Genomic DNA, 23,028 nt, shown 5'->3' on the forward strand with positions numbered 1-23,028 from the left:
CAGGAGTTTGAGCCATGACCACAACCTCTGTGCGCCAGGAATACGAGGTGCAGCTAGAGCCCTTGCTCAGTGTGCCTGTGGAACGCGACCTGTCGTTGACTCAGCGCCTCTGGCAGCACGGCTGGCTGCGCAAGGCCGTCATCCTGGTGGTCATCGCCGTGGTGTGGGAAGCCCTCGCCCGTTACCAGGACAACGACCTGTTGCTACCGACCTTCCTCCAGACCGCTGCCGCGTTTTGGGAAGGCCTGGTCAGTGGAGAGTTGCCGGCCAAGGTCGGCGTGTCGCTGGTGATCCTGCTCAAGGGCTACCTGCTGGGCATCATCCTGGCTTTTGGTCTCACCAGCTTGGCTGTCTCGACCCAGCTTGGGCGCGACTTGCTTGGCACTTTGACCTCCATGTTCAACCCCCTGCCTGCCATCGCCCTGTTGCCATTGGCATTGCTGTGGTTCGGGCTAGGCGAAAACAGCTTGATCTTCGTCCTGGTGCATTCGGTACTCTGGGCCCTGGCGCTCAATACCTATGCAGGATTCCAGGGCGTTTCCGACACCCTGCGCATGGCCGGGCGCAACTACGGCCTCAAAGGGCTACGGCTGGTGATGCACATCCTGGTGCCGGCGGCGTTGCCCTCGATTCTGTCCGGGCTCAAGATCGGCTGGGCGTTCGCCTGGCGCACGTTGATCGCCGCGGAACTGGTCTTTGGCGCCAGCAGCGGCAAAGGTGGCCTGGGTTGGTACATCTTTCAGAACCGCAACGAACTCTATACCGACAAGGTGTTCGCAGGCCTTGCGGTGGTCATCCTGATCGGGCTGCTGGTTGAGGGGATTGTCTTCAGCACGCTGGAGCGCCTGACGGTCAAGCGTTGGGGCATGCAGCGCTGAACAGGCAGGCGCTGACGCCGGCCATTGGCCAAGGCCAGTGAGCGCGTCCCTGATCATGGCGTTTGATACTGGGCTGCGGCGTTGCTGAGAATCTTGCCGATCTCTTCGCGCAACTGCGCAGGCTGCTCGACCACCAGCTCATCCCCACGGCTCAATAGCCACCAGCGCAACGAGCTCCCATCGCTCACCGTGGCCCGCAGCCGATGCCCTTGGTCATGGGCGGTCAACTGCATGTCGCTGCTCAGTGGGGCCTCCCTGAGCTGGCGCGCCAGTGGATCGCTGATGCGTGCCACCAATTCGATGCCTTCGCCCGGTGGCGCTTGCAGCGCCTCTCCTTTGAGGTGTGCCAGCAGATCGGTGGTGCCGCGTAGCTCGTTCACCACGCCGGCCGCCCAGTGCCACCCGTAGGGGATGCTCTTGTCATTGCGCTCCAGCGGAAAGATCAGCGACAGGTCATTGAGGTCGCGCTCCACGGTGCGCTTGCTGACGGTAAAGCCCAGGTCTCGTAGCCGACAAGCCAGTTCGGAACTGGTGAGCCCTGGAGAACGGCCCGGTAGCTGGCGCAGCAGCGCCCACTGACGGCTGAGGGTGGCGCGAGTGGTGGCGAACGGCAAAAGGTAACGTCCTTGTCTAGGCTTGCCGCTCTAGGATGGCGGCACGCGAGGGGCATGGCAATTGGCCACGGACCGCTCAGATCAAGTAAGTGACGGTTGGTTGCCTGCCACCGAATCGTTCGCGACAGGTTTTGACGTCCTGTTGCGCAGAATCACGCCTCATCACAGCCGAAGGTTGAGGTTGTGCATCGTTCAATGAGGATGAACATGTCTGCTGTCGGCAATATCCATTCGCTGCTCGCCCGCCTGCTTCCGGCACAGGTGATCGTTCCTCCCGCCGTTGCCCGACGCCAGCGGCTGTTTGCAGGTGTCGGCATGCCCAGTCAACGGACGATGCTGGTCAGCCGTCTGGACGAAGCCAGTGACCTGCAAGTGGTCTACCAGGATCTGCGCCTGCAAGCCCTGCAAGGGAACGTCGCGGCGCTGAACGACCTTGGTTGGATCTGGCTCAATGGCAAGTACTGGCGTGCTGATACCGTGCTGGCCGGGCACCTGCTGCGCATGGCGGCGTTGCAGGGCAGTGCCGTGGCTTGGTTCAACCTGGGGCAGCAGCACTACTTCGGCAAAGGTGTCGACCGTTCCTACACCCAGGCCGCCGAATGCTACCGCCAGGCGTTCGAGCGGGGCATGGCGCATGCGGCCGCTGCGCTGGGAGACTTGTACGAAGAAGAAGTGTGTGATGCCCGGATTCAATGGCAAGTCGATCCACAGCTTGCCTACCGATGGTTCCTGCAAGGTGCCGAGCAGGGTGAGGCACGCTGTCGCTTTGAGGTTGGCTACCGGCTGATTCACGGTCTGCATGTGCAACCGGAGCTCAAGCCGGCGTTGTACTGGCTCGAACTGGCGGCCGCTGCAGGTGTGGTGCAGGCAGCGGAAGAACTGGCCGTGCACTTCAGTCGACGCGATCAGGAGCGGTATCAGCAATGGCGCGACCGCGCCGTGCAGATGGGCAGTACCTTGGCCCTGACCATGAAGCTGGAAGACCAGGTTCAGCCCTGAAGCGTTGGTGCAGTTAGCTGCGAGCTTTGCACTGTAAACAAGATTTCATGCAGGCGCTTCGTCGCCCCCTGTTGACGGAAGGGGGAGCACCCGGCGTATATTGATAGTTAGCAAACTATGAATATATGTGGTTTTCATGTCCCTTGATCTTCTGCGTCTACAGGTCAGCAGCGGCCTGGTCGTTGCCGCTCGCCACTGGCGCCGCATCTGTCACGTGGCGCTGACCGGCTACGGCATCTCCGAAGCCTGTGCCGCGCCACTGCTGATGATCGTGCGCCTGGGCGATGGCGTGCACCAGGTGGCCGTCGCCCAGGCGGCTGGGCTGGAAAGCCCGTCCCTGGTGCGCTTGCTCGACCAGCTGTGCAAGGCCGGGTTGGTGTTGCGTAGCGAGGATCCACTGGACAGGCGCGCCAAGGCCCTGAGCCTCACGGTTGAAGGGCGCGCGCTGGCCGAGGCCATCGAGGCGGAGCTGGTAAGGGTGCGGGGTGATGTGCTGAGTCGTCTCGATCCAGAGGACCTGCAGGCCACCCTGCGTGTACTGCGCGCATTCGAAGCAGCCGGGCTGGGCAGCACGGGCGGGGTCGCATGAACGGCTTCTTCAGCTCGGTACCGCCGGCTCGCGATTGGTTCTACGGCGTGCGCACCTTCGCCGCCTCGATGATTGCGCTGTATATCGCCCTGCTCATGCAGTTGCCGCGTCCGTACTGGGCCATGGCGACCGTCTACATCGTTTCCAGCCCCTTTCTGGGGCCTACCAGCTCCAAAGCGTTGTACCGCGCCCTGGGTACCTTGCTGGGTGCCGCTGGGGCAGTGCTGTTGGTGCCGCCCTTGGTGCAGTCGCCGCTGCTGCTGAGCATCGCCGTGGCCCTGTGGACGGGGACGTTGCTGTTCCTTTCTCTGAACGTGCGTACGGCCAACAACTACGTGTTCATGCTGGCCGGGTACACCTTGCCGATGATCGCCCTGGCAGTGGTCGACAACCCGTTGGCCGTGTTCGACGTGGCTTCCTCGCGGGCTCAGGAAATTTGCCTGGGGATCGTCTGCGCAGCCGTGGTCGGGGCCATTTTCTGGCCGCGGCGGCTGGCGCCCGTGGTAGTGGGGGCAACCGGTAACTGGTTCAACGAGGCCATTCGCTATAGCGACAGCTATCTGGTCCGGCAGCAGAGCACGGTCGATGTCGGTGGTATGCGTGGGGCGATGGTGGCGACCTTCAACTCACTGGAGTTGATGATCGGCCAGCTCGGCCATGAAGGGACCGGCCCTCATACCTTGAAAAACGCCCGTGAGCTGCGTGGGCGCATGATTCACCTACTGCCGGTCATTGATGCGCTGGACGACGCATTGACGGCCTTGCAAGGGCGCGCTGCGCAGCAATTCGAACAGATCCTGCCTGTGCTCGATGCAGCCCGTGAATGGCTCAAGGGCACGGCAGAAAGCCCTTCTGTCCAGCAGTGGGCAGCCTTGCACCAAAGGATCGACGAGCTGCGGCCGGATGCGGCTGCACTGGACCAGCGTGCCGAGCTGTTGCTGTCCAACGCGCTCTACCGGCTCACCGAATGGGTAGATCTGTGGCAGGACTGCTGTACCTTGCAGCATGCCCTGCGCACCGATGACGCCACACCCTGGCGCGCCGTTTACCGCCACTGGCGCCTGGCGCGCTTGCGGCCATTCTTCGACCGGGGCCTGATGCTCTACTCGGTCACCTCCACCGTCCTGGCCATCATCGTTGCCTGCGGCCTGTGGATCGGCCTGGGCTGGAATGACGGCGCCAGTGCGGTGATCCTGGCGGCTGTGTCATGCAGCTTCTTCGCCGCGATGGACGACCCGGCCCCACAGATCTACCGCTTCTTCTTCTGGACCCTGCTGTCGGTCATTTTCTCGAGCCTGTACCTGTTCCTCGTGCTGCCCAACCTGCATGACTTCCCGATGCTGGTACTGGCCTTCGCCGTGCCTTTCATCTGCATCGGCACGTTGACGGTACAGCCGCGCTTCTACCTGGGGACACTGTTGACCATCGTCAACACCTCGACCTTCATCAGCATCCAGGGTGCCTACGACGCCGATTTCTTCACCTTCCTCAATTCCAACCTCGCCGGCCCGGTTGGCCTGCTCTTCGCGTTCATCTGGACCTTGGTCATGCGCCCCTTTGGTGTGGAGCTGGCTGCCAAGCGCATGACTCGTTTCGCCTGGCGCGACATCGTCGAGGTGACCGAGTACGCGACCTTGGCCGAGCATCGCAAGGTGGGTGTAAAAATGCTCGATCGCTTGATGCAGCATTTGCCGCGTCTGTCGCAAACCGGCCAGGACAGCAGCGTGGCGCTACGGGACTTGCGTGTGGGGCTGAACCTGCTCGACTTGCTGGCGTACATGCCGCGCGCCGGTCAGGTTGCTCGTGAGCGACTGACCCTGGTGATCGCTGAAGTGGGTGCCCATTACGCGGCCTGCCTGCGCGCCGGTGAGCGGCTGCACGCGCCACCTGCACTCTTGCGCAACATGGAAAGGGCCCGACTGGCGCTCAGTCTCGATGAACCCTGCGAACGCCTCGACGCCCGCCCGCATTTGTTGCATGCACTGGCTGGCCTGCGCCTGGCACTGCTGCCGGGTGTCGAGGTCATGCTCGAGCCTGCGGAACAACTGCAACTGCCGTCTGGCCTGGATGGAGCACCCCTGTGATCGGTGAACTGGATATCAGTGGGGTATTCCTGCCCACGCTGCTGGTAATGATGATTGGAACCTACCTGCTGTTTCTGGGTGTCCACGCCGTACTGGTGCGTGTGCACTTCTATCGCCTGGTCTGGCACCGGGCATTGTTCAACGTTGCCCTCTACGCCGTGCTGCTCGGTGCGGTGGACCATTTCTGTCGAAGCCTGATGCTGCCATGAAAAAACCTTTGCTGACCCTGGGCCGTGTGGTCCTTACCCTGTTGGTAGTGACATTTGCCGCCGTACTCGTCTGGCAGATGGTTGTGTACTACCTGTTCGCACCCTGGACGCGCGATGGCCACATTCGCGCCGATGTGATCCAGATCGCCCCGGACGTGTCCGGGTTGATCCAGAAGGTCGAGGTGCGTGACAACCAGACCGTCAAGCGCGGCGATGTGCTGTTCACCATCGACCAGGACCGTTTCAGCCTGGCGCTGCGTCAGGCCAAGGCCACGCTTGGCGAGCGCCAGGAAACCTTGGCCCAGGCCTCGCGGGAGGTGAACCGTAATCGCAAGTTGGGCAATCTGGTGGCGGCCGAACAGCTCGAAGAAAGCCAGTCGCGCCAAGCGCGCGCCCGCTCGGCGGTCAGTGAGGCGCAGGTGGCTGTCGACAGTGCCCAGTTGAACCTTGATCGCTCGGTGGTGCGCAGCCCCGTGGACGGTTACCTCAACGATCGCGCGCCGCGCAACCATGAGTTCGTAACCGCCGGGCGACCGGTGCTGTCGGTGGTCGACAGTGCCTCTTATCACGTCGATGGCTACTTCGAGGAAACCAAGCTGGGGGGCATCCACATCGGGGACGTGGTGGATATTCGTGTGATGGGCGACAACACCCGCCTGCGCGGGCATGTGGAAAGCTTTGCAGCCGGCATCGAGGACCGCGACCGCAGCAGCGGCACCAACCTGCTGCCCAACGTCAACCCTGCCTTCAGCTGGGTGCGGCTGGCCCAGCGGATTCCGGTGCGGATCGCCTTTGACGAAGTCCCGCAGGATTTCCGCATGATTGCCGGGCGAACCGCCACTGTCTCGATCGTCGAGGGCCAGCACCCATGAAACGGCTGATGCTCGCAGGGCTATGCCTGTCGCTTGGCGCGTGCATGACGGTCGGGCCAGACTACGAGCTGCCCAAAGAGGCGGCAATACAGCGCACTGACCTCAACGGCCCCCTGCGCCAGGATGCCGACAGCGTAGTGTCGGCACCGGTGCCGGAGGATTGGTGGCAGCTGTATCACGACCCGCGGTTGAACGCGCTGGTGCGCCAGGCCTTGAGTGCCAATACCGAACTGCGCGTTGCGGCAGCGAACATCGCCAAGGCCCGCGCGCAGGTCGACATCGCTGAGTCTCAAGGGGGCTTCGACGGTGGAGTGAAGCTAGGCGCCCAGCGCCTGCAGGAGTCTGGCGAGGCTTTCTTGCAGCCCGAAAAGGTGCCTGTGGCCAACATCGGCGAGGCGATCATCAGCGCGTCATACCAGTTCGACCTGTGGGGCACCTTCAAGCGCGGCACAGAGGCCGCCAAAGCCAGTGCCGATGCAGTCCAAGCCGCAGCGGACACGGCGCGGATCACGCTGGTGGCAGATGTGGTCAAGGCCTATACCCAGGTATGCTCGGCCAACGAGGAATACCACATTGCCCGTGAGTCGCTCGATTTACAGGCGCAAAGCGTCAAGCTCAGCCAGCGCCTGCGCGATGCGGGGCGTGGCGATGAAACCCAGGTGACGCGGTCGCAAACCCAGTTCAAGTCGTTGGGCGCCGAGCTGCCGCGATTCAAGGCCGAACGTGAGACAGGCCTGTATACCCTGGCCGCATTGCTGGCGGTCCCCGTGCAGAAGTTGCCAGCAGGCGTTGCCGATTGTGCCGAACTGCCGCAGCTGACTCAGCTAGTGCCAGTGGGCGATGGCGCCGCGTTGCTCAAACGTCGCCCCGATGTGCGTCAGGCAGAGCGACAACTGGCTGCTGCTACCGCCAATATCGGTGTGGCGACCGGCGCGCTTTATCCACAGATCAGCATCGGCGCGCAGGTCGGGACCATCGGCATCCTGGACAATTTGGGCGAGCCTTCGACCAACCGTTGGGGCTTCGGCCCGCAGGTCAGCTGGAGTATCCCCACCAATGGCACGCGGGCCCGCATTCGCATGGCCGAAGCGTCCACCCAGGCAGCCTTGGCGAATTTCGATGGCGTAGTGCTCAATGCCATACGCGAAACCCAGACGCGGCTGGCCCAATACAGCGCATTGCTGGACCGGCGCGATGCACTGGCCGAGGCCGAGAAGTCAGCTCGGGAAGCGGCCGACCAGACGCACCGGTATTATCAGGCTGGGCGGGAGTCGTTCCTGGCGGACTTGCAGGCGACACGAACTTATACCGACATGCGTGCGCAGTTGGCGGCTGCGAACAGCCAGGTTGCAATGGGGCAGGTTGGCGTGTTCCTGGCGCTTGGAGGCGGTTGGAAGCGTCCCGTCGAGTACTGATGGGAAAATAGGGTCTGTGTGAAAAGTCTTGAGAAGAGCGTCAGGTGAGGCGAGCGCAGCCGAGGTGGCGGGCTTACGGCTTGTAAAAATGAGCCTTCCGAGGCCACTGCAAGGCAGGGGCTGCAGCGCAGCCCCACGCACTCACAAGGTCAAGCCGGCTGGGGCGCCCTCAGAATATTCTGCAGCAACTGAACACTTTCGACCGCATCGTGACCCAGGCTGGTCAGGTAGCCACCGTCGGGTTGATCGGTCAGGCCTTTTTCGTGCAGCCGCTGCGCGGCGGCGATGAGGGTCGGGGATGCGGTGTTGTGAATCTTGATGCCTTCCTGGCTGCTGTCGAGGTTGAACAGTGCGAGGACTTCCAGTTCAGCGATCAGTTCGGGTGAAAAGGACATGGCGACTCCTGACTTCCAGACGAGGATAGCGGCACCGCGGGGGTGCCTGAATCTGGAGTGTAGCCGTGTTATTCGTCCTCGCCTTGATCCATCTCAGGAGGCAGTTCAGGCAGCGCGCGCAGGGCGTTTTCATACCACTGGCTATCGAAGGCTCGATCCTGCGCCAGCATGTTGTCGATCTCGAAGGCCAATACGTGGGCCATCAGGTTGAGGATATCCTCGCGCTCATACCCGACCAGTGTCAGCTTGTTGAACGTAGCCTTCGCCGCAGCCGGCTCGCCGCTTTCGATCTGGTTTTCGATGGCCTGCGTCAGCGTGGCTTCGGCAAACGCTTCATCGTCATTGTCGATATCGCTGGGCTCGCTCATGGGGTTACTCCTGTGGTGGGCGCTACAGTTTGCCACGTCCGTGGTGGCAATGCCTGGTCATCGACCGGGTGCATGACGCTGGTCAGCCGACGGCGAACGGGCTATAACAGCCCTGCCATCCCCATACGGCCCGGAGGCTGTCGAACCATGCTCAAGCTCCACGGATTCCCTGTCAGCAACTACTACAACATGGTCAAGTTGGCCTTGTTGGAAAAGGGCGTGCCTTTCGAAGAAGTCCTGTTCTTCAGCGGTCAGACGCCTCAGGTGCTGGAAGTCAGCCCACGTGGCAAGGTGCCGGTACTGCAGACCGAGCACGGCTTTCTCAGCGAAACCACGGTGATCCTCGACTACATCGAGCAGACCCAAGGCGGCAAGGCGCTGCTTCCCGCTGACCCGTACGCGCAGGCGAAAGTGCGTGAACTGGTCAAGGAGATCGAGCTGTACATCGAGCTTCCTGCTCGCACCTGCTATGCCGAAGCATTCTTCGGTATGCCCGTGGAACCATTGGTCAAGGAAAAGGCACGCACCGAGCTTCTGGCAGGTTTCGCCACGCTCAAGCGCAACGGGCGTTTCGCGCCTTACGTGGCAGGCGAGCAATTGACCCTGGCCGACCTGATGTTCTGCTTCTCGGTCGACCTGGCATGCGCCGTAGGCAAGAAAGTGCTCAACATCGACTTCCTTGAAGATTTCCCTCAGGCCAAGGCACTGCTCGAGCAGATGGGGCAGAACCCCCACATGGCAAAAATCGTGGCAGACAAGGAAGCGGCAATGCCGTCATTCCTTGAAATGATGCGCAACAAGCGCTGAAACAGCGGGCGAGTCCGGCCAGATGGGGGCTTGTTTCAAAGCCCCCTTCAACCTCAGTATTTTGCCCATGCGACGAGGGAGGGTTAGCTCTCAACCCGTCACTCAGCGCCGTTAGCGCGCAGCCAGCAACGCCTTGCCGCGAGCCACCGCTGCGCGTACCTGTGCCGGTGCCGTACCACCGATGTGATCACGGGCATTTACCGAGCCTTCCAGCGTAAGAACGGCGAATACGTCCTGTTCGATCTGGTCACTGAACTGACGCAGCTCTTCCAGGCTCATCTCTGCCAGGTCCTTGCCGCTATCGACCCCGTACTTCACCGCGTGGCCCACGATTTCGTGGCAGTCACGGAACGGCAGGCCACGGCGCACCAGGTAGTCGGCCAGGTCCGTTGCGGTCGAGAACCCGCGCAAGGCGGCCTCGCGCATGATGGCATGCTTGGGTTTGATGGCCGGGATCATGTCGGCGAAGGCACGCAGCGAATCGCGCAGCGTATCTGCGGCATCGAACAGCGGTTCCTTGTCTTCCTGGTTGTCCTTGTTGTAGGCCAGCGGCTGGCCTTTCATCAGGGTCAGCAGTCCGGTCAGCGCACCGAAGACGCGCCCGCTCTTGCCACGCACCAGCTCGGGCACGTCCGGGTTCTTTTTCTGCGGCATGATCGAGCTGCCGGTGCAGAATCGATCGGGCAGGTCGATGAACTGGAACTGGGCACTGGTCCACAGCACCAGTTCTTCGGAGAAGCGCGAAAGGTGCATCATCGCCACACTGGCGGCGGCGCAGAATTCAATGGCGAAGTCACGGTCCGACACGCCGTCCAGGGAGTTGCCTGCCACGGCTTCGAAGCCCAGCAGCTTGCAGGTCAGCTCACGGTCGATCGGGTAGGTGGTGCCGGCCAGCGCAGCGCTGCCCAATGGCATGCGGTTGGTGCGCTTGCGGCAGTCGACCAGGCGTTCATGATCGCGGCTGAGCATTTCGAACCAGGCCAGCAGGTGGTGGCCGAAGGTGACGGGCTGGGCCGTCTGCAGGTGTGTGAAGCCAGGCATGATGGTTTCGGCTTCGCGTTCGGCCTGTTCCAGCAGCCCTTTTTGCAGGCGGGTGATTTCGGCCAGAATCAGGTCGATTTCGTCGCGCAGCCACAGGCGAATGTCGGTTGCGACCTGGTCGTTGCGGCTACGGCCGGTGTGCAATTTCTTGCCGGTGATACCAATGCGGTCGGTCAGACGCGCTTCGATGTTCATGTGCACGTCTTCCAGGTCGACGCGCCAGTCGAAGGCACCAGCCTCGATTTCGCCCTGGATGGTCTTGAGCCCATCGATGATGGTGTCACGCTCGGCATCGCTGAGCACACCGACTTGCGCCAGCATGGTGGCATGAGCGATGGAGCCCATGATGTCGTGGCGGTACAGGCGCTTGTCGAAATCGACCGAGGCCGTGAAACGGGCGACGAAGGCGTCTACGGGTTCACTGAAGCGGCCGCCCCAGGACTGATTGGTCTTGTCAGTGCTCATGGTTTCACTCATTGCAGGCGTGAACGAAAAATTGCCGCGATGATAACAGGGTTGGGCCCAGTGCCGCAGGGCGCCTGCAGAGTGTGAGGGTGGAAAAGGCGTAGCGCGATGTAGGCCACGGAGATTTCACCGATTGAACGGCAGTGTTCCATGGACCGTCTACAGTTTGACAGAGGCGGGCAGCTAATCTGCCAGCCACAGTGAATCTTTGGCTATCGCACCGGTCTAGAGCGTGACACGCAGCGTCGCTTCACACAGCTGTCTACGCTTTTAACCGTGCGAGACTCACTCAGGAATCCAGCGCAATTATGAATGTCCTGATCGTTGATGACGAACCCCAAGGCCGCGAGCGCCTAAGCCGAATGTTCGGTGAACTCGAGGGTTATACCGTGCTGGAGCCAAGTGCCACCAATGGTGAAGAGGCCCTTGCGCTGATCGAAAGCTTGAAACCCGACATTGTCCTGTTGGATATCGGCATGCCTGGCCTCGATGGTCTGCAGGTCGCCGCCCGACTGTGCGAGCGTGAGGCGCCACCTGCGCTCGTGTTCTGTACCGGTGATGACGAGTACGGGGAAGACGCCTTCAAGGAAACTCCCCTTAGCTACGTGACCAAGCCTGTGCACGGGCAGGCGCTTCGTGAGGCTCTGCGCAAGGCCGACCGGCCAAACCGCAGCCAGCTGGCCGCGCTCACTCGTCCAGGCCACGAGGGCGGTGGTCCCCGCAGCCACATCAGTGCCAGAACCCGCAAGGGCATCGAGCTGATCCCTATCGCTCAGATCATCTACTTCATCGCCGATCACAAGTACGTGACCCTGCGCCATGAAACGGGCGAAGTGCTGCTCGACGAGCCGCTCAAGGCACTCGAGGATGAATTTGGCGACCGTTTTGTGCGTATCCACCGCAATGCGCTGGTTGCGCGGGAGCGGATCGAACGCCTGCAACGTACACCTCTGGGGCATTTCCAACTGTACCTTCGAGGGCTCGACGGCGATGCCCTGACCGTGAGCCGGCGTCATGTAGCTGGCGTGCGCAAGATGATGCAGACCCTTTGAGCGCTTGACGCCGTGGACGTGCCAGTGCTCATGGCAGTCGCACAGGGGCGCACCGCCGGGCCTGTCATCGGCAGCTTCGGCCCAGGCTGTTGATCCGTATCTGCTAGTGCCGCCGGTGATGCTGCTATCATCGGCGGCATTTCTCTGGTTCGGGGCGTTACATGTCCACTCGCGAAATCCGTATTGCCACTCGTAAAAGTGCCCTGGCCCTGTGGCAGGCCGAATACGTCAAGGCGCGCCTGGAACAGGCCCACCCTGGCCTGAAAGTTTCCCTGGTGCCTATGGTCAGCCGGGGCGACAAGCTGCTCGATGCACCTTTGGCCAAGATCGGCGGCAAAGGGCTGTTCGTCAAGGAACTGGAAACCGCTCTGCTCGAGCACGAAGCCGACATCGCCGTGCACTCGATGAAAGACGTCCCCATGGACTTTCCCGAGGGCCTTGGCCTGTATTGCATCTGCGAGCGTGAAGACCCGCGCGATGCGTTCGTTTCCAACCGGTTCGACAGCCTTCAGTCATTGCCTGCCGGCAGCATCGTCGGAACTTCCAGCCTGCGTCGACAGACCCAACTGCTGGCCCGCCGTCCCGACCTGCAGATTCGCTTTCTGCGCGGCAACGTCAATACACGCCTGGCCAAGCTCGACGCGGGTGACTACGACGCCATCATCCTGGCGGCAGCCGGGCTCATCCGGTTGGGCTTCGAAGCGCGAATCACCGATAGCATCAGCGTCGACGACAGCCTTCCTGCCGGGGGGCAAGGCGCCGTTGGCATCGAATGTCGCAGCGCCGACGTAGAGATCCACGCGCTCCTCGCGCCTTTGCATCATCTCGATACGGCCGATCGTGTGGTAGCCGAACGCGCCTTGAACAAACGCCTGAACGGCGGTTGTCAGGTGCCGATCGCCTGTTATGCAGTGCTTGAACAAGACCAGCTGTGGCTTCGGGGCCTGGTAGGGCATCCAGATGGCGGTACGCTGTTGGTCGCCCAGGCTCGGGCGCCTCGCCTGCAAGCTGAAGCACTCGGTGTGCAGGTGGCCGAAGATCTGCTCAATCAGGGTGCTGAGGCCATTCTCAAGGAAGTCTACGGCGAGGCAGGGCATTCGTGAGCCCTTGGCGCCTGCTGTTGACCCGACCCGCTGAGGAGTGTGCAGCGCTTGCCCACACACTGGGCCAAGCTGGCATAGCCAGCAGCTGCATGCCTTTGCTTGCGATCGAACCTGTCATGCTGCAGCCGCCGCAATTGGCGTTGCTCAAGGGACTGTCTACTTACCAAGGGTTCATCGTGGTCAGTAAACCGGCTGCCAGGTTATTGCTGGCGGCAGCGGCGCAGCGGCAACTGCCCGTACCGATGCAGGGTTGGTTCACGGTAGGCGCGGCTACGGCTGCGGTGCTGCAGGATGCACAGCTTGATGTCAGCTTCCCCGCATGCGGGGACGACAGTGAAGCCTTGCTCGAATTGCCTGCGCTCCAACAGGTTCTGGCGAACGCAGGGCCGCGCATCTTGATCGTGCGGGGTGTCGGAGGTCGCGAACTGTTGGCAGAGCGTCTTGCTCAGCGAGGTGCTACCGTCGATTATCTGGAACTGTATCGCCGCGACCTGCCGTCGTACCCTGCGGGCTACCTGTTGCATCGCATCGAAGCGGAACGCCTTAATGGCCTGGTGGTCAGCAGTGGACAGGGTTTCGAACACTTGCAGCAACAGGCTGGTAGCCAATGGCCGCAGCTGGCACGCTTGCCGGTGTTCGTACCAAGCCCGCGGGTCGCTGAACAGGCCCGGGCCGCAGGTGCCCAACACGTTGTGGATTGCCGTGGCGCCAGCGCTGCGGCCTTGCTGGCAGCCGTGCAGCGCAGCGCTGCACCTGCCGACCCAGGCGCCAAGCTCTAGGCGGCGCGCCCCCATGCAAAGGATGGATACGTGAGCGAGACTGTCTTGTCCAACAAGGATCAAACGTCGGCCCAGGCGCCGACGGAGCCTGTCACCCCAGTGCCCGCCAAGCGCTCCGGCAATGGCTTAGCCGCGCTGGCCCTGTTGTTGGGCGCTGCCGGCATCGCTGTAGGCGGCTGGGGCGCCTGGCAAGTGCACCAACTGCAAGGCAGCGAGTTCGACCAGGGCCAGCACCTGGAGGCGCTGAACCAGCGAGCCGAGGCGCTTCAGCAGCGTGAGCAGAAAATCAGCGCACAGTTGGCCGGTCTGCCGGCAGCCAGTGAGCTTGAAGACCGTCGTCGTCTGGTCGCGCAGCTCCAAGGCGATCAGCAACGTCTGAGTCAGCGGCTTGAGACCGTACTGGGTGAAAGCCGCAAGGAATGGCGCCTGGCCGAAGCCGAGCACTTGTTGCGCCTGGCGACCTTGAGGCTGTCGGCTTTGCAGGACATCACCAGTGCCAAGGCGCTGGTCGAAGGGGCCGACGAGATTTTGCGCGAGCAAAGCGACCCTGGCGCCTTCGCCGCGCGCGAGCAACTGGCCCGCAGCCTCGCCACGCTCAACAATACCCAGCAGCCTGACCGCACCGGTCTGTTCCTGAAGTTGGCGGCCCAGCGTGAGCTCGTCCAGCAACTGAGCGCCCAGTCCCCGGAATTCGACAATGACGCCAATGCCATGGGTGCGCTGACCAGTGACGGCGACGGCGCCAGTCGCCTGTCCAAATGGTGGTCGGAAATATCCAAGTATTTCCAGATTGAATTCAATGCAGACGAGAATGTGAAGCCACTGCTCGCGGGGCAGCAGCTCAATCAGCTGCGCCTGGCGTTGAGTCTTACGCTGGAACAGGCGCAATGGGCAGCGCTCAACGGCGATGCAAAGGTCTATGCCCAGGCATTGGATGATGCACGCAGCGTGCTGCTGGCCAACTTCAACGCCGACAATCCGCAGAGCAAAGCCATGCTCGACAGCCTGAACGCACTGGCCGAGCAACCCGTTTCGGTGGTTACCCCTGACCTCAGTGAAAGCCTTGCCTCCGTTCAGGCCTATATCCAGCGCCGGCATCTGCCTGGCGAGGACAAGGGAGACAAGCCATGAAGCGTGTCTACCTGTTGGCGGTACTGGCCATTGTGGTGGCGGCGGCCCTCGGCGTGGCCGTGGCCAAGCACAGCGGCTACGTGATGATTTCCTATGGCAGCTTCCGTTATCAGTCGGGGCTTTGGGCCGCGCTGTTGGGCTTGCTGGCCGTCATCCTGGCGCTGTTGGTGCTGCGTTTTCTGGTCGGCCTGCTCCTGGCGTCCGGCGGGGCGATCAACCCTTGGTCCCGGCGCAACCGCAGCCGGCGCAACCGCGTTGCCATCGAACAGGGCCAACTGGATCTGGCAGAAGGGCGCTGGGCCAGCGCCCAGCGTCATCTGCACAGGGCTGCAGAAGCCGAACGCCAACCGCTGATGTATTACCTTGGCGCCGCCAAGGCCGCCAACGAGCAGGGCCGTGTCGAGGAAAGCGACGGTCTGCTGGAGCGTGCGCTGGAGCGGCAACCTCAGGCAGAGCTTGCCGTGGCCTTGACCCATGCCCAACTGCAAATGGACCGTGGCGACAACGACGGGGCGCTGGAGACGTTGCTGGCCATGCAGGAGCGCCATCCACAGAACACTCAGGTACTGCGTTTGTTGCAACGCTTGCAGCTTGAGCGCGGCGACTGGTCTGCGCTCATTCGCCTGATGCCGGACCTGCGCAAGAACAAGGTATTGCCCGCCACCGAGCTCGCCACGCTCGAACGTCGTGCCTGGGGGCAAAACCTGAGCCTGGCACAGACCCGGGGTGAAGATGCGCAAACGGCCCGCCAAGCCCTGGAGCGTGCCTGGCAGCAATTGACCTCCGCCCAGCGTCAGGAGCCGCAACTGGTCCTGGCCTATGCCGAGCAACTGCGCCAGCTCGGCGCTCAGGGCGAGGCCGAGCAGGTATTGCGCACGGCGCTCAAGCGCAACTACGAAAGCCACCTTGCTCGGCTGTACGGTCTGGTGCGCGGTGAAGACCCTGCCCAGCAGCTGCAGACCGCCGAAGCTTGGCTCAAGGACCATCCTCAGGATGCCAGCCTGCTGCTGACGCTGGGTCGGCTCAGCTTGCAGAATCGGCTGTGGGGCAAGGCCCGTGACTATCTGGAAAGCAGCTTGCGCATGGAGCGCAACCCCGAGGCCTGCGCTGAGCTGGCACGTCTGCTCGCAGGCCTTGGCGAAACGGAGCGCAGCAACCAACTCTTCCAGGAAGGGCTTGGTTTGCTCGATGAGCGACTGCTGGCGCTGCCGTTGCCGGAGACGGTTCGCGCTTGACCTGACCTTGGCCCGCGCAAAGCCGCGGGCTTCAAGGGGAGGTAATCTTTCGGCTCGGGCCAGAGAAATCCTGACGTATTTTCTTAAGGCGCGTCTTACACAGCAGTTGGATATTTCTTAGGTAACGCTGGGAATTGTCTCGACTGTTGTGCCTTGAAACAAAGGATGTGATTCCTCTACCGTTTCAAGCCACGACTACCGATACCGGGACCCTCACTGCCCATGCTGCCGGCCCGCCTGCGTACTTTCTTCTTCCCAACCTGCCTGGTGGCATTCACTGCCCTGGTCACTGCATTCAAGCTGCAAGATGCGCTCGGGCTTTTGCCGTGCCTACTGTGTGTGACACAACGGGCGCTGCTGGCAGGGTATGTACTGGTGTGTCTAAGCGCAGTGCTGCATGGGCCGGCACTCGAAGGCCAACGCCGCTATGCCCAGCTAGCGCTTGGCTTTGCACTGGGTGGCGCTGCAGTAGCCGCAAGGCATGTCTGGCTGCAGGGGGTTGCGGCCGATGACCTGGTCTGCCCCGTCGCCATCGACCACAACGCTGGGCAGTACTGGAACGAGCTTGCCCGGCAACTATTTTCCGGTGCCCCTGATTGCAATGCGCTGACCTGGAGCTTCATGGACTTGACGTTACCCGAATGGAGCCTGATGGCCTTTGTGCTCCTGGCTGCGTTTGCGCTCGGCCATCTACTTGCAGGTCGCCTGCATGCCCTGCTCACCCATGACCTCAAACAACGCTGAGCCGCAGCACGACCAATGGCGGTAAGACGGCGTATTAAACACTTGTACGAAGTTATTACCCTGCGTACCTTGAAGGGCAGCTTGCGTGGGAATAATCTCCGAGCACGCCTACCGAAAATCCAAGGTTTGATGCTGTTCTGCTAATTCAATCTCGTGCCTTAGCAGCGCTACGCGAGGAGCAGCGGCATCTACCCACAGGGGAAGAGATCGCCATGCTCGATAGTTGTCAGAATGCACAGGAACGCTGGGGCGGGGTCAACGCGCTGATCGACCGTTGGCTGAGCGAGCGCGAGCAACTGGTTCATGCCTATCGTTCGTTGCGTGATGCCAAACCGGCCTTTGCAGACAAAGACACCAACGGCGACTTCTGTGCGCTGCTGGTGGACTATGTCTCGGCGTGGCATTTCGAAATCTGTGAACAACTGGTCAGCGAGGCCAAGGCATTTGGAGACACCCGAGCCCTTGATCTTGCAGGCGAGATCAGCCCACGCATTGATGACATTACCCAGATTGCACTGGCGTTCAACGATCACTGCGTCAAGGCTGAATGCAGGGACACCGAACGCTTCGCCGAGAAGCTTGGCAAGCTTGGCAGCTTGTTGCATGAGCGCTTCGAGCTTGAAGATTGCCTGATCGAAGTGCTGCACAACGCGCACAAGGAAGAAGGCCTGGCGCCCGTCTGAGGGTCATTCAGTCCTTGGTTTGCAGCAATTGGATTTCAAAAACCAGCGGCGTGTAGGGTGCAATCAGATCACCCGCGCCGTCGGCGCCGTAGGCCAGTGCAGACGGAATCACCAGTCGCCATTTTGCACCCGCATGCATTTGCGGCAGCGCCATCTGCCAGCCCTCGATAACCGAGTCGAGGCTGAACCACTGCGGCTCACGGCTTTGGTCGAACACTTCTCCGCTGGGCAACCGTCCCACGTAATTGACCAGCACCTTGGCGCCCGCCTTGGGCTGCGGTCCATTGCCTGCTTGTAGCTCGCTGTACAGCACACCTTGCATCAACTCATGAACGCCAGCACGGGCCCGCTCATTGGCCATGAAACGTATCTCTGCGGCTTCAGGCGCCTGGGGCGCAGCGTCTTGCTGCGGTTGGTGCTGTTCGAGCAGCGCCTGCATGCGGGCCTGGCTCAACTTCAAGGGCTGTTCCTGGTAAGACTGGCGCAAGCCTTCGACGAGCGCATCGAGCTGTAGCCCTGGCATTTCCTGTCGCAGCCGTTCACCCAGACTGGCACCCAGGCTGTAGGCAAGGTCCTGATCATCGGTGTCGGCCACGGCCAACATCGGCAGTAGGCAAAAACCTAGAACAATGGATCGAAGCATGACCAATTCCTACGGCGGTGGGGGGCGAAGTATGCCAGTGTTCACGACGGTACGGGCTCGCGGCGTGCCGGACCACACGGTGCATTGAGCAGCAGCAGGTCAGCGCTGGCGAAGCGTAGTTAATTGCCGTGCTTGCGGTGCGAGATGTGCTCAGACGTTGATATGCAACAGTGTATGGATATTGCGGTCAAGATGCCCTAGCGGCCTGCGCAGCGGAAGCATAGTATGAGTCGCACTCTCATCAGTCAGGAGGTAAGTCATGTCGGCCAAGAAAAAGCCAGTCAGCACGCCGTTACACCTGCTTCAGCAACTTTCGGGTAGCTTGCTTGAACATTTGGAAGAGGCCTGCTCGCAAGCGCTGGCTGATGCAGAGAAGCTGTTGGCCAAGTTGGAAAAGCAGCGCGGCAAGGCCCAGGAAAAACTGCATAACGGTCGCTTGAAGTTGCAAGACGCAGCAACGGCGGGCAAAGCCAAGTCGCAGAACAAGGCCAAAAAGGCCGTTGCCGAGCTCGAAGAGCTGCTCGACTCGCTCAAGGACCGCCAGACCCAGACCCGCGGCTACATCCAGCAATTAAAGCGCGATGCTCAGGACAGCCTGAAACTGGCCCAAGGCGTTGGCAAGGTGCGTGAAGCCGCCACCAAGGCCCTCGACCAACGTGCAGCCCAGGCTGCCGCCCCAGCTGCTACCAAGCCTGCTACCAAGACCACAGCCGCCAAATCGCCTACCCCAGCCACTGGCAAGGCCAAACCGGCTGCGCGCACCGCAGCTACCAAGCCTGCAGCCAAGGCCGCTGACGCAAAATCCGTGGCAGCCAAACCTGCTGCCAGATCGGCCTCGAACCCTACCGCAACCAAGGCGGCCACTAAGCCGGCCGCAGCCAAGTCCCCTGCGAAAGCGACAGCGGCCAAGGCTTCAGCGGCTGAATCTTCTGCATCCAGCACCCAGGCTGCCAAGGCGACGTCAGCCAAACCTGCAGCCAAGGCAGCGAGTGCAAAAGCCGCAAGCAAACCCGCACCTGCCAAACCTTCTACCCGTGGCACCGCCACCCGAACGGCCACTCGCACTGCCAGCAGCCGATCCACAAGTGCCAAGCCGGCGACGGCTGCCGACGACAAAGCCCCAGCGTCCGGCAACTCGGTGAACCCTGCCACACCTGTATCCGACGTAGGAGCTGCTCAGTCGTCGTCCACCGACGCCTGATGCGCCAGCGCCGCCGCGCGCAACTGCTCAAGTGCGCGGTGATCTCGCAGCTGGCTCGGTGCAAGCCAAGCCAGCCAGTCGCCAGTATGTCCCGGTCTGCCGGCGGGCCACTGTGCTGCACAGGCTTGCAAGCGTTCCAACAGCGCTTTTTCAGCTGAAAGCTCCAGTCTTTTGAGTTGCTCTCGCAGCTCAGCCAACGGTGGGTCGCCTTTCGCTGATTCTCGCCATTGTTCGCGCAGGCTTCGCAAGGGTGAGACCACATCCCGTTGCCAGGGCCCTGCACAGCCCTGCAAGGCCTCGACGCGCTGTTGCTGCACCTCGATTGACCTGGCCTGCAGCCAGGTGGCGCACAATAGCAGGCACACGTCGCCCCCTTGCCGTTGCAGGTCGAGGCAAGCCGCTTCCACACCGGGCCTGGCGTACAGGCTCAAGGCGTGATCCCACAAGTCGCATTGCATGGTTCCACTCGCGCTATGGGCCGAGGAAGCTGGTAGACTCCGCGACCATCATGATCAGACTATCCAACCTCACTTTACAGCGTGGTCCGCAGCGCTTGCTAGATGGCGCCGAGATGACCCTGCACACCGGTCACAAGGCCGGCCTCATCGGTGCCAACGGTGCCGGCAAATCCAGCTTGTTCGCTTTGCTGCGCGGTGAGTTGTCGCCCGATGGCGGTGATTGCCACCTGCCGGCAGACTGGCGGATCGCGCACATGCGCCAGGAGGTCGATACCCTCGACTGGGTGGCCGTGGACTATGTGCTCGACGGCGATGTGCGATTGCGCAGGGTGCAGGCTGCGTTGGCAGAGGCCGAGCAGGCCCATGACGGTACGGCACTGGCCCGGCTGCACAGTGAGTTGGACAGTGCGGACGGTTATACCGCCGATGCGCGAGCGCGCAAGCTGCTGGCGGGGCTAGGCTTTACCAACGAGCAGATGGACCGCCGCGTCGGCGACTTCTCCGGTGGATGGCGGATGCGCCTGAACCTGGCCCAGGCATTGATGTGCCCCTCCGATCTGTTATTGCTCGACGAACCGACCAACCACTTGGACCTGGACGCCATCCTCTGGCTGGAAGACTGGCTCAAGGGCTACCCGGGCACGCTGTTGCTGATCTCCCACGACAGGGATTTTCTCGATGCCGTGGTCGATCACGTGCTGCATGTCGAACAGCGCAAGCTGAACCTGTACAAGGGCGGCTACAGTGCATTCGAACGCACCCGTGCCGAACGCCTGGCCCAACAGCAGCAAGCATACGAGAAGCAGCAGGCGCAGCGTGCGCACATGGAAAAATACATTGCGCGCTTCAAGGCCCAGGCCACCAAGGCGCGTCAGGCACAGAGCCGCATAAAGGCCCTGGAGCGCATGGAGGAGCTGTCGGCCGCTCACGTGGATTCGCCGTTCGATTTCGTGTTCCGCGAGTCGCAGAAAATCTCCAGCCCCCTGTTGAGCCTGTCCGAAGGGCGGTTGGGTTACGGCGACAAGGCCATTCTCGAGAAGGTCAAGCTGCAGCTGGTGCCGGGTGCACGCATCGGCCTGCTAGGCCCCAACGGCGCCGGCAAGTCCACCTTGATCAAGAACCTTGCCGGTGAGCTTGAGCCATTGTCCGGGCGCCTGGTGCGGGGTGAAAACCTCGCCGTCGGCTATTTTGCCCAGCATCAGCTCGACTCGTTGGACGACAAGGCCAGCCCCTTGCTGCACCTGCAGCGCATTGCCCCAACCGAGCGCGAGCAGACGCTGCGCGACTTCCTCGGTGGTTTCGATTTTCATGGCGATCGCGTAGACGAGCCGGTCGTGAACTTCTCGGGTGGCGAAAAGGCACGGCTTGCGCTGTCGCTTATCGCCTGGGAGCGGCCAAACCTGCTGCTGCTCGACGAACCCACCAACCACCTGGACCTGGAAATGCGCCTGGCCCTGACCATGGCATTGCAGGAGTTTGCAGGTGCAGTGGTGGTGGTGTCCCACGACCGGCATCTGCTCAAAAGCACAACCGATGACTTCTTGCTGGTCGCCGACGGTAAGGTCGAGCCCTTCGACGGGGACCTCGATGACTATAGCCGCTGGCTCGTGGAATATCGCCAGCGCAACGCGCCGGTCAGTAGCGCGGTAACCAACCCCGACAAGACCGACAAGAAGGCCACGCGCCAGGCTGCGGCAGCATTGCGCCAACAACTGGCGCCGCACAAGAAAACTGCTGACAAGCTTGAAGCTGAACTCAACCAGGTGCATGCGCAGTTGGCCGAGATCGAGACTGCGTTGGGTGATGGTGGTCTTTACGAAGCCGCCCGCAAGGACGAGCTGCGTGAATTGCTGGCCCGGCAAACCGCGCTCAAGCAGCGTGAAGGCGACCTCGAAGACGCTTGGATGCAGGCACTGGAAACGCTCGAAACCATGCAGGCCGAACTCGAAGCGCTCAGCTGACGCGCTTTTTGCGAGCGCTGCTACCGACCCTTCGCAAGCAGCGCTGCAAAATCGCTCAAATTGCGCTGGTCATTTTTTCATCGGCACCTTAGCTTAATGTTTTGAAACATGTGCATGAGCGAGGTGTGGGATGTCGATGGAAGTGTGGTTGGGCTTTTTTGCCGCCTGCTGGGTTATCAGCCTGTCTCCGGGTGCGGGCGCTATCGCCTCGATGTCTAGCGGGCTGCAATATGGGTTCTGGCGCGGCTACTGGAATGCGCTGGGCTTGCAGATCGGCCTGGTGATGCAGATCGCCATCATTGCGGCAGGCGTCGGGGCCATCCTGGCTGCCTCGGCCACCGCATTCCATGTGATCAAATGGTTCGGCGTCGCCTACCTGGTGTACCTGGCCTATAAGCAATGGCGCGCCCTGCCCATGGACATGAGCGATGAATCCGGTATACGACCCATCGGCAAACCGCTGAGCCTGGTGTTCCGGGGTTTTCTTGTGAACGTCAGCAACCCCAAGGCCCTGGTGTTCATGCTGGCGGTGCTGCCGCAGTTCATCAATCCTCATGCGCCTTTGTTACCACAGTACATCGCCATCGCCGCGACCATGGTTGCCGTCGATCTGCTGGTGATGGCGGGTTATACGGGGCTTGCAGCGCGCGTGCTGAGGGTGCTGCGCACACCCAAGCAGCAAAAGCGCCTCAACCGTACCTTTGCCGGGCTGTTCATCGGTGCGGCCACGTTCCTGGCCACCTTGCGCCGCGCGCCGCTGTAAATCCAGGGCAGAGGTGGCTGCGCCTTCTGGCTCAGAGCTTTCTACTCAAGGCATTACGGTGATTTATCGAGTCTTCTGCTGTGGCGCGCTGTCTATTCCCCAGGCAGGATGATTGCGGTCGTCCTGCCTGGGGCGCTGATGCCCACCCTTGAGCGCAAGCTCTCAAACAGGACTGGCGCTTACACCAAAGCGCATGCCGGCACTGCGGAGGAATCATGGACAAACCGACTCACCACTTTTCCGAATTGTTCAAGCAGCTTGGACTGGACGACGACCCGGTCGAGATCGAGCGCTTCATCACCACCCATTCGCCACTCGATGATGATGTGAAATTGGTCGATGCACCGTTCTGGAGTGAGGGCCAGCGTGCCTTTCTCAAGGAAAGCTACGCCGCCGATGCCGACTGGGTTCCCATGGCCGACCAGTTGAACGAAGCGCTGCATCCGGCCAAGAAATAAGTTACCTGCAGCGTGAAGCGTGAGGGGCCGTGAGCCGTTCCGGTCAACGCGTCGATACTACCATTCAAGGTATAGACAGTT

General features: G+C 61.8%; 25 protein-coding genes. 19 read left to right on the top strand and 6 right to left on the bottom strand.

What is annotated here, in order from left to right; all coding sequences use genetic code 11:
• The first annotated feature begins 14 nt into the window (after window positions 1-14).
• A complete protein-coding gene (locus MOP87_RS00030) occupies window positions 15-878 on the top strand; it encodes an ABC transporter permease (protein WP_242809979.1) in 864 nt (287 codons plus the stop codon).
• 53 nt (window positions 879-931) lie between these two features.
• Here MOP87_RS00030 and MOP87_RS00035 read toward each other — a convergent pair whose 3' ends face one another.
• Entirely contained in the window at window positions 932-1,492 is a 561-nt protein-coding gene (locus tag MOP87_RS00035; protein WP_027914179.1) for a WYL domain-containing protein, read from the bottom strand.
• 207 nt (window positions 1,493-1,699) lie between these two features.
• Between MOP87_RS00035 and MOP87_RS00040 the strand changes: the two genes are divergently transcribed.
• The 6 genes from MOP87_RS00040 to MOP87_RS00065 all read left to right on the top strand — a co-directional run bounded on the left by MOP87_RS00040 (window position 1,700) and on the right by MOP87_RS00065 (window position 7,660).
• Entirely contained in the window at window positions 1,700-2,491 is a 792-nt protein-coding gene (locus tag MOP87_RS00040) for a tetratricopeptide repeat protein (RefSeq protein ID WP_104925689.1), read from the top strand.
• 136 nt (window positions 2,492-2,627) lie between these two features.
• Window positions 2,628-3,080, top strand: coding sequence for a MarR family transcriptional regulator (locus MOP87_RS00045; RefSeq protein ID WP_027914177.1), 453 nt, complete (start codon window positions 2,628-2,630; stop codon window positions 3,078-3,080).
• Window positions 3,077-5,164: an FUSC family protein gene (locus MOP87_RS00050; protein WP_027914176.1), complete on the top strand. Its 2,088-nt coding sequence runs from the start codon at window positions 3,077-3,079 to the stop codon at window positions 5,162-5,164. Before MOP87_RS00045 ends, MOP87_RS00050 begins: the two co-directional genes overlap by 4 nt.
• Window positions 5,161-5,373, top strand: a complete 213-nt coding sequence (locus MOP87_RS00055; RefSeq protein ID WP_023535833.1) for a DUF1656 domain-containing protein — start codon at window positions 5,161-5,163, stop codon at window positions 5,371-5,373. Before MOP87_RS00050 ends, MOP87_RS00055 begins: the two co-directional genes overlap by 4 nt.
• Window positions 5,370-6,245, top strand: a complete 876-nt coding sequence (locus MOP87_RS00060; RefSeq protein ID WP_027914175.1) for an HlyD family secretion protein — start codon at window positions 5,370-5,372, stop codon at window positions 6,243-6,245. Before MOP87_RS00055 ends, MOP87_RS00060 begins: the two co-directional genes overlap by 4 nt.
• Entirely contained in the window at window positions 6,242-7,660 is a 1,419-nt protein-coding gene (locus MOP87_RS00065; RefSeq protein WP_242809980.1) for a TolC family protein, read from the top strand. Before MOP87_RS00060 ends, MOP87_RS00065 begins: the two co-directional genes overlap by 4 nt.
• Before the next feature lie 149 nt (window positions 7,661-7,809).
• Here MOP87_RS00065 and MOP87_RS00070 read toward each other — a convergent pair whose 3' ends face one another.
• Both MOP87_RS00070 and MOP87_RS00075 read right to left on the bottom strand, forming a co-directional pair.
• Window positions 7,810-8,055, bottom strand: a complete 246-nt coding sequence (locus MOP87_RS00070) for a TIGR02647 family protein (protein WP_023535777.1) — start codon at window positions 8,053-8,055, stop codon at window positions 7,810-7,812.
• Window positions 8,056-8,123: 68 nt separating this feature from the next.
• Window positions 8,124-8,423 (bottom strand): hypothetical protein, encoded by a 300-nt coding sequence (locus MOP87_RS00075; protein ID WP_206405246.1) that lies wholly within the window; start codon window positions 8,421-8,423, stop codon window positions 8,124-8,126.
• Window positions 8,424-8,570: 147 nt separating this feature from the next.
• On the opposite strand from MOP87_RS00075, the gene MOP87_RS00080 reads away from it, so the two are divergent.
• Window positions 8,571-9,230, top strand: a complete 660-nt coding sequence (locus MOP87_RS00080; RefSeq protein ID WP_027914173.1) for a glutathione S-transferase — start codon at window positions 8,571-8,573, stop codon at window positions 9,228-9,230.
• 111 nt (window positions 9,231-9,341) lie between these two features.
• Here the strand turns inward: MOP87_RS00080 and argH are convergent, their stop codons facing one another.
• Window positions 9,342-10,736 (bottom strand): argininosuccinate lyase, encoded by a 1,395-nt coding sequence (argH, locus tag MOP87_RS00085; protein ID WP_027914172.1) that lies wholly within the window; start codon window positions 10,734-10,736, stop codon window positions 9,342-9,344.
• 308 nt (window positions 10,737-11,044) lie between these two features.
• On the opposite strand from argH, the gene MOP87_RS00090 reads away from it, so the two are divergent.
• The 7 genes from MOP87_RS00090 to MOP87_RS00120 all read left to right on the top strand — a co-directional run bounded on the left by MOP87_RS00090 (window position 11,045) and on the right by MOP87_RS00120 (window position 17,463).
• The gene (locus MOP87_RS00090; protein WP_027914171.1) at window positions 11,045-11,788 is read left to right on the top strand and encodes a LytTR family DNA-binding domain-containing protein; all 744 of its coding nucleotides are present in this window, start codon (window positions 11,045-11,047) and stop codon (window positions 11,786-11,788) included.
• 161 nt (window positions 11,789-11,949) lie between these two features.
• Window positions 11,950-12,891 (top strand): hydroxymethylbilane synthase, encoded by a 942-nt coding sequence (gene hemC / locus MOP87_RS00095; protein WP_027914170.1) that lies wholly within the window; start codon window positions 11,950-11,952, stop codon window positions 12,889-12,891.
• Complete coding sequence (locus tag MOP87_RS00100) at window positions 12,888-13,670, top strand: uroporphyrinogen-III synthase (protein ID WP_027914169.1); 783 nt, start codon at window positions 12,888-12,890, stop codon at window positions 13,668-13,670. Before hemC ends, MOP87_RS00100 begins: the two co-directional genes overlap by 4 nt.
• Window positions 13,671-13,700: 30 nt before the next feature.
• The gene (locus tag MOP87_RS00105) at window positions 13,701-14,801 is read left to right on the top strand and encodes a uroporphyrinogen-III C-methyltransferase (RefSeq protein WP_059183471.1); all 1,101 of its coding nucleotides are present in this window, start codon (window positions 13,701-13,703) and stop codon (window positions 14,799-14,801) included.
• Entirely contained in the window at window positions 14,798-16,036 is a 1,239-nt protein-coding gene (locus MOP87_RS00110) for a heme biosynthesis HemY N-terminal domain-containing protein (protein WP_242809981.1), read from the top strand. The genes MOP87_RS00105 and MOP87_RS00110 overlap by 4 nt, the downstream gene beginning before the upstream one ends.
• A 222-nt stretch (window positions 16,037-16,258) precedes the next feature.
• Complete coding sequence (locus MOP87_RS00115) at window positions 16,259-16,780, top strand: disulfide bond formation protein B (protein WP_028688203.1); 522 nt, start codon at window positions 16,259-16,261, stop codon at window positions 16,778-16,780.
• Window positions 16,781-16,992: 212 nt separating this feature from the next.
• Entirely contained in the window at window positions 16,993-17,463 is a 471-nt protein-coding gene (locus MOP87_RS00120; RefSeq protein WP_023535822.1) for an Rsd/AlgQ family anti-sigma factor, read from the top strand.
• A 7-nt stretch (window positions 17,464-17,470) separates the two neighbouring features.
• Here MOP87_RS00120 and MOP87_RS00125 read toward each other — a convergent pair whose 3' ends face one another.
• Window positions 17,471-18,106 (bottom strand): FKBP-type peptidyl-prolyl cis-trans isomerase, encoded by a 636-nt coding sequence (locus MOP87_RS00125; RefSeq protein ID WP_027914165.1) that lies wholly within the window; start codon window positions 18,104-18,106, stop codon window positions 17,471-17,473.
• Window positions 18,107-18,365: 259 nt separating this feature from the next.
• Between MOP87_RS00125 and MOP87_RS00130 the strand changes: the two genes are divergently transcribed.
• On the top strand, window positions 18,366-19,307 hold the full coding sequence (locus tag MOP87_RS00130; RefSeq protein ID WP_197874617.1) for an AlgP family protein: 942 nt from the start codon (window positions 18,366-18,368) through the stop codon (window positions 19,305-19,307).
• On the opposite strand, the gene MOP87_RS00135 is transcribed toward MOP87_RS00130, so the two are convergent.
• Window positions 19,283-19,765 (bottom strand): TIGR02444 family protein, encoded by a 483-nt coding sequence (locus tag MOP87_RS00135; protein WP_027914163.1) that lies wholly within the window; start codon window positions 19,763-19,765, stop codon window positions 19,283-19,285. The two genes, MOP87_RS00130 and MOP87_RS00135, sit on opposite strands and share 25 nt — an antisense overlap.
• A gap of 50 nt (window positions 19,766-19,815) precedes the next feature.
• Between MOP87_RS00135 and MOP87_RS00140 the strand changes: the two genes are divergently transcribed.
• The 3 genes from MOP87_RS00140 (at window position 19,816) to MOP87_RS00150 (ending at window position 22,947) form a co-directional block, all read left to right on the top strand.
• Window positions 19,816-21,726, top strand: a complete 1,911-nt coding sequence (locus MOP87_RS00140; RefSeq protein WP_242809982.1) for an ATP-binding cassette domain-containing protein — start codon at window positions 19,816-19,818, stop codon at window positions 21,724-21,726.
• A gap of 130 nt (window positions 21,727-21,856) precedes the next feature.
• The gene (locus MOP87_RS00145) at window positions 21,857-22,489 is read left to right on the top strand and encodes a LysE family transporter (protein WP_027914161.1); all 633 of its coding nucleotides are present in this window, start codon (window positions 21,857-21,859) and stop codon (window positions 22,487-22,489) included.
• Window positions 22,490-22,704: 215 nt separating this feature from the next.
• On the top strand, window positions 22,705-22,947 hold the full coding sequence (locus MOP87_RS00150) for a DUF2789 domain-containing protein (protein WP_027914160.1): 243 nt from the start codon (window positions 22,705-22,707) through the stop codon (window positions 22,945-22,947).
• Window positions 22,948-23,028 lie beyond the last annotated feature (81 nt).

The organism is Pseudomonas sp. I3-I5 (assembly GCF_022699445.1).
GTDB lineage: Bacteria > Pseudomonadota > Gammaproteobacteria > Pseudomonadales > Pseudomonadaceae > Aquipseudomonas > Aquipseudomonas fulva.

Coding starts and splice junctions, on each gene's coding strand:
- MOP87_RS00030 (WP_242809979.1), top strand. CDS start 15: ATGACCACAACCTCTGTGCGCCAGGAATACGAGGTGCAGCTAGAGCCC.
- MOP87_RS00040 (WP_104925689.1), top strand. CDS start 1,700: ATGTCTGCTGTCGGCAATATCCATTCGCTGCTCGCCCGCCTGCTTCCG.
- MOP87_RS00045 (WP_027914177.1), top strand. CDS start 2,628: ATGTCCCTTGATCTTCTGCGTCTACAGGTCAGCAGCGGCCTGGTCGTT.
- MOP87_RS00050 (WP_027914176.1), top strand. CDS start 3,077: ATGAACGGCTTCTTCAGCTCGGTACCGCCGGCTCGCGATTGGTTCTAC.
- MOP87_RS00060 (WP_027914175.1), top strand. CDS start 5,370: ATGAAAAAACCTTTGCTGACCCTGGGCCGTGTGGTCCTTACCCTGTTG.
- MOP87_RS00065 (WP_242809980.1), top strand. CDS start 6,242: ATGAAACGGCTGATGCTCGCAGGGCTATGCCTGTCGCTTGGCGCGTGC.
- MOP87_RS00070 (WP_023535777.1), bottom strand. CDS start 8,055: ATGTCCTTTTCACCCGAACTGATCGCTGAACTGGAAGTCCTCGCACTG.
- MOP87_RS00075 (WP_206405246.1), bottom strand. CDS start 8,423: ATGAGCGAGCCCAGCGATATCGACAATGACGATGAAGCGTTTGCCGAA.
- MOP87_RS00080 (WP_027914173.1), top strand. CDS start 8,571: ATGCTCAAGCTCCACGGATTCCCTGTCAGCAACTACTACAACATGGTC.
- argH (WP_027914172.1), bottom strand. CDS start 10,736: ATGAGCACTGACAAGACCAATCAGTCCTGGGGCGGCCGCTTCAGTGAA.
- MOP87_RS00090 (WP_027914171.1), top strand. CDS start 11,045: ATGAATGTCCTGATCGTTGATGACGAACCCCAAGGCCGCGAGCGCCTA.
- hemC (WP_027914170.1), top strand. CDS start 11,950: ATGTCCACTCGCGAAATCCGTATTGCCACTCGTAAAAGTGCCCTGGCC.
- MOP87_RS00110 (WP_242809981.1), top strand. CDS start 14,798: ATGAAGCGTGTCTACCTGTTGGCGGTACTGGCCATTGTGGTGGCGGCG.
- MOP87_RS00115 (WP_028688203.1), top strand. CDS start 16,259: ATGCTGCCGGCCCGCCTGCGTACTTTCTTCTTCCCAACCTGCCTGGTG.
- MOP87_RS00120 (WP_023535822.1), top strand. CDS start 16,993: ATGCTCGATAGTTGTCAGAATGCACAGGAACGCTGGGGCGGGGTCAAC.
- MOP87_RS00125 (WP_027914165.1), bottom strand. CDS start 18,106: ATGCTTCGATCCATTGTTCTAGGTTTTTGCCTACTGCCGATGTTGGCC.
- MOP87_RS00130 (WP_197874617.1), top strand. CDS start 18,366: ATGTCGGCCAAGAAAAAGCCAGTCAGCACGCCGTTACACCTGCTTCAG.
- MOP87_RS00135 (WP_027914163.1), bottom strand. CDS start 19,765: ATGCAATGCGACTTGTGGGATCACGCCTTGAGCCTGTACGCCAGGCCC.
- MOP87_RS00140 (WP_242809982.1), top strand. CDS start 19,816: ATGATCAGACTATCCAACCTCACTTTACAGCGTGGTCCGCAGCGCTTG.
- MOP87_RS00145 (WP_027914161.1), top strand. CDS start 21,857: ATGTCGATGGAAGTGTGGTTGGGCTTTTTTGCCGCCTGCTGGGTTATC.
- MOP87_RS00150 (WP_027914160.1), top strand. CDS start 22,705: ATGGACAAACCGACTCACCACTTTTCCGAATTGTTCAAGCAGCTTGGA.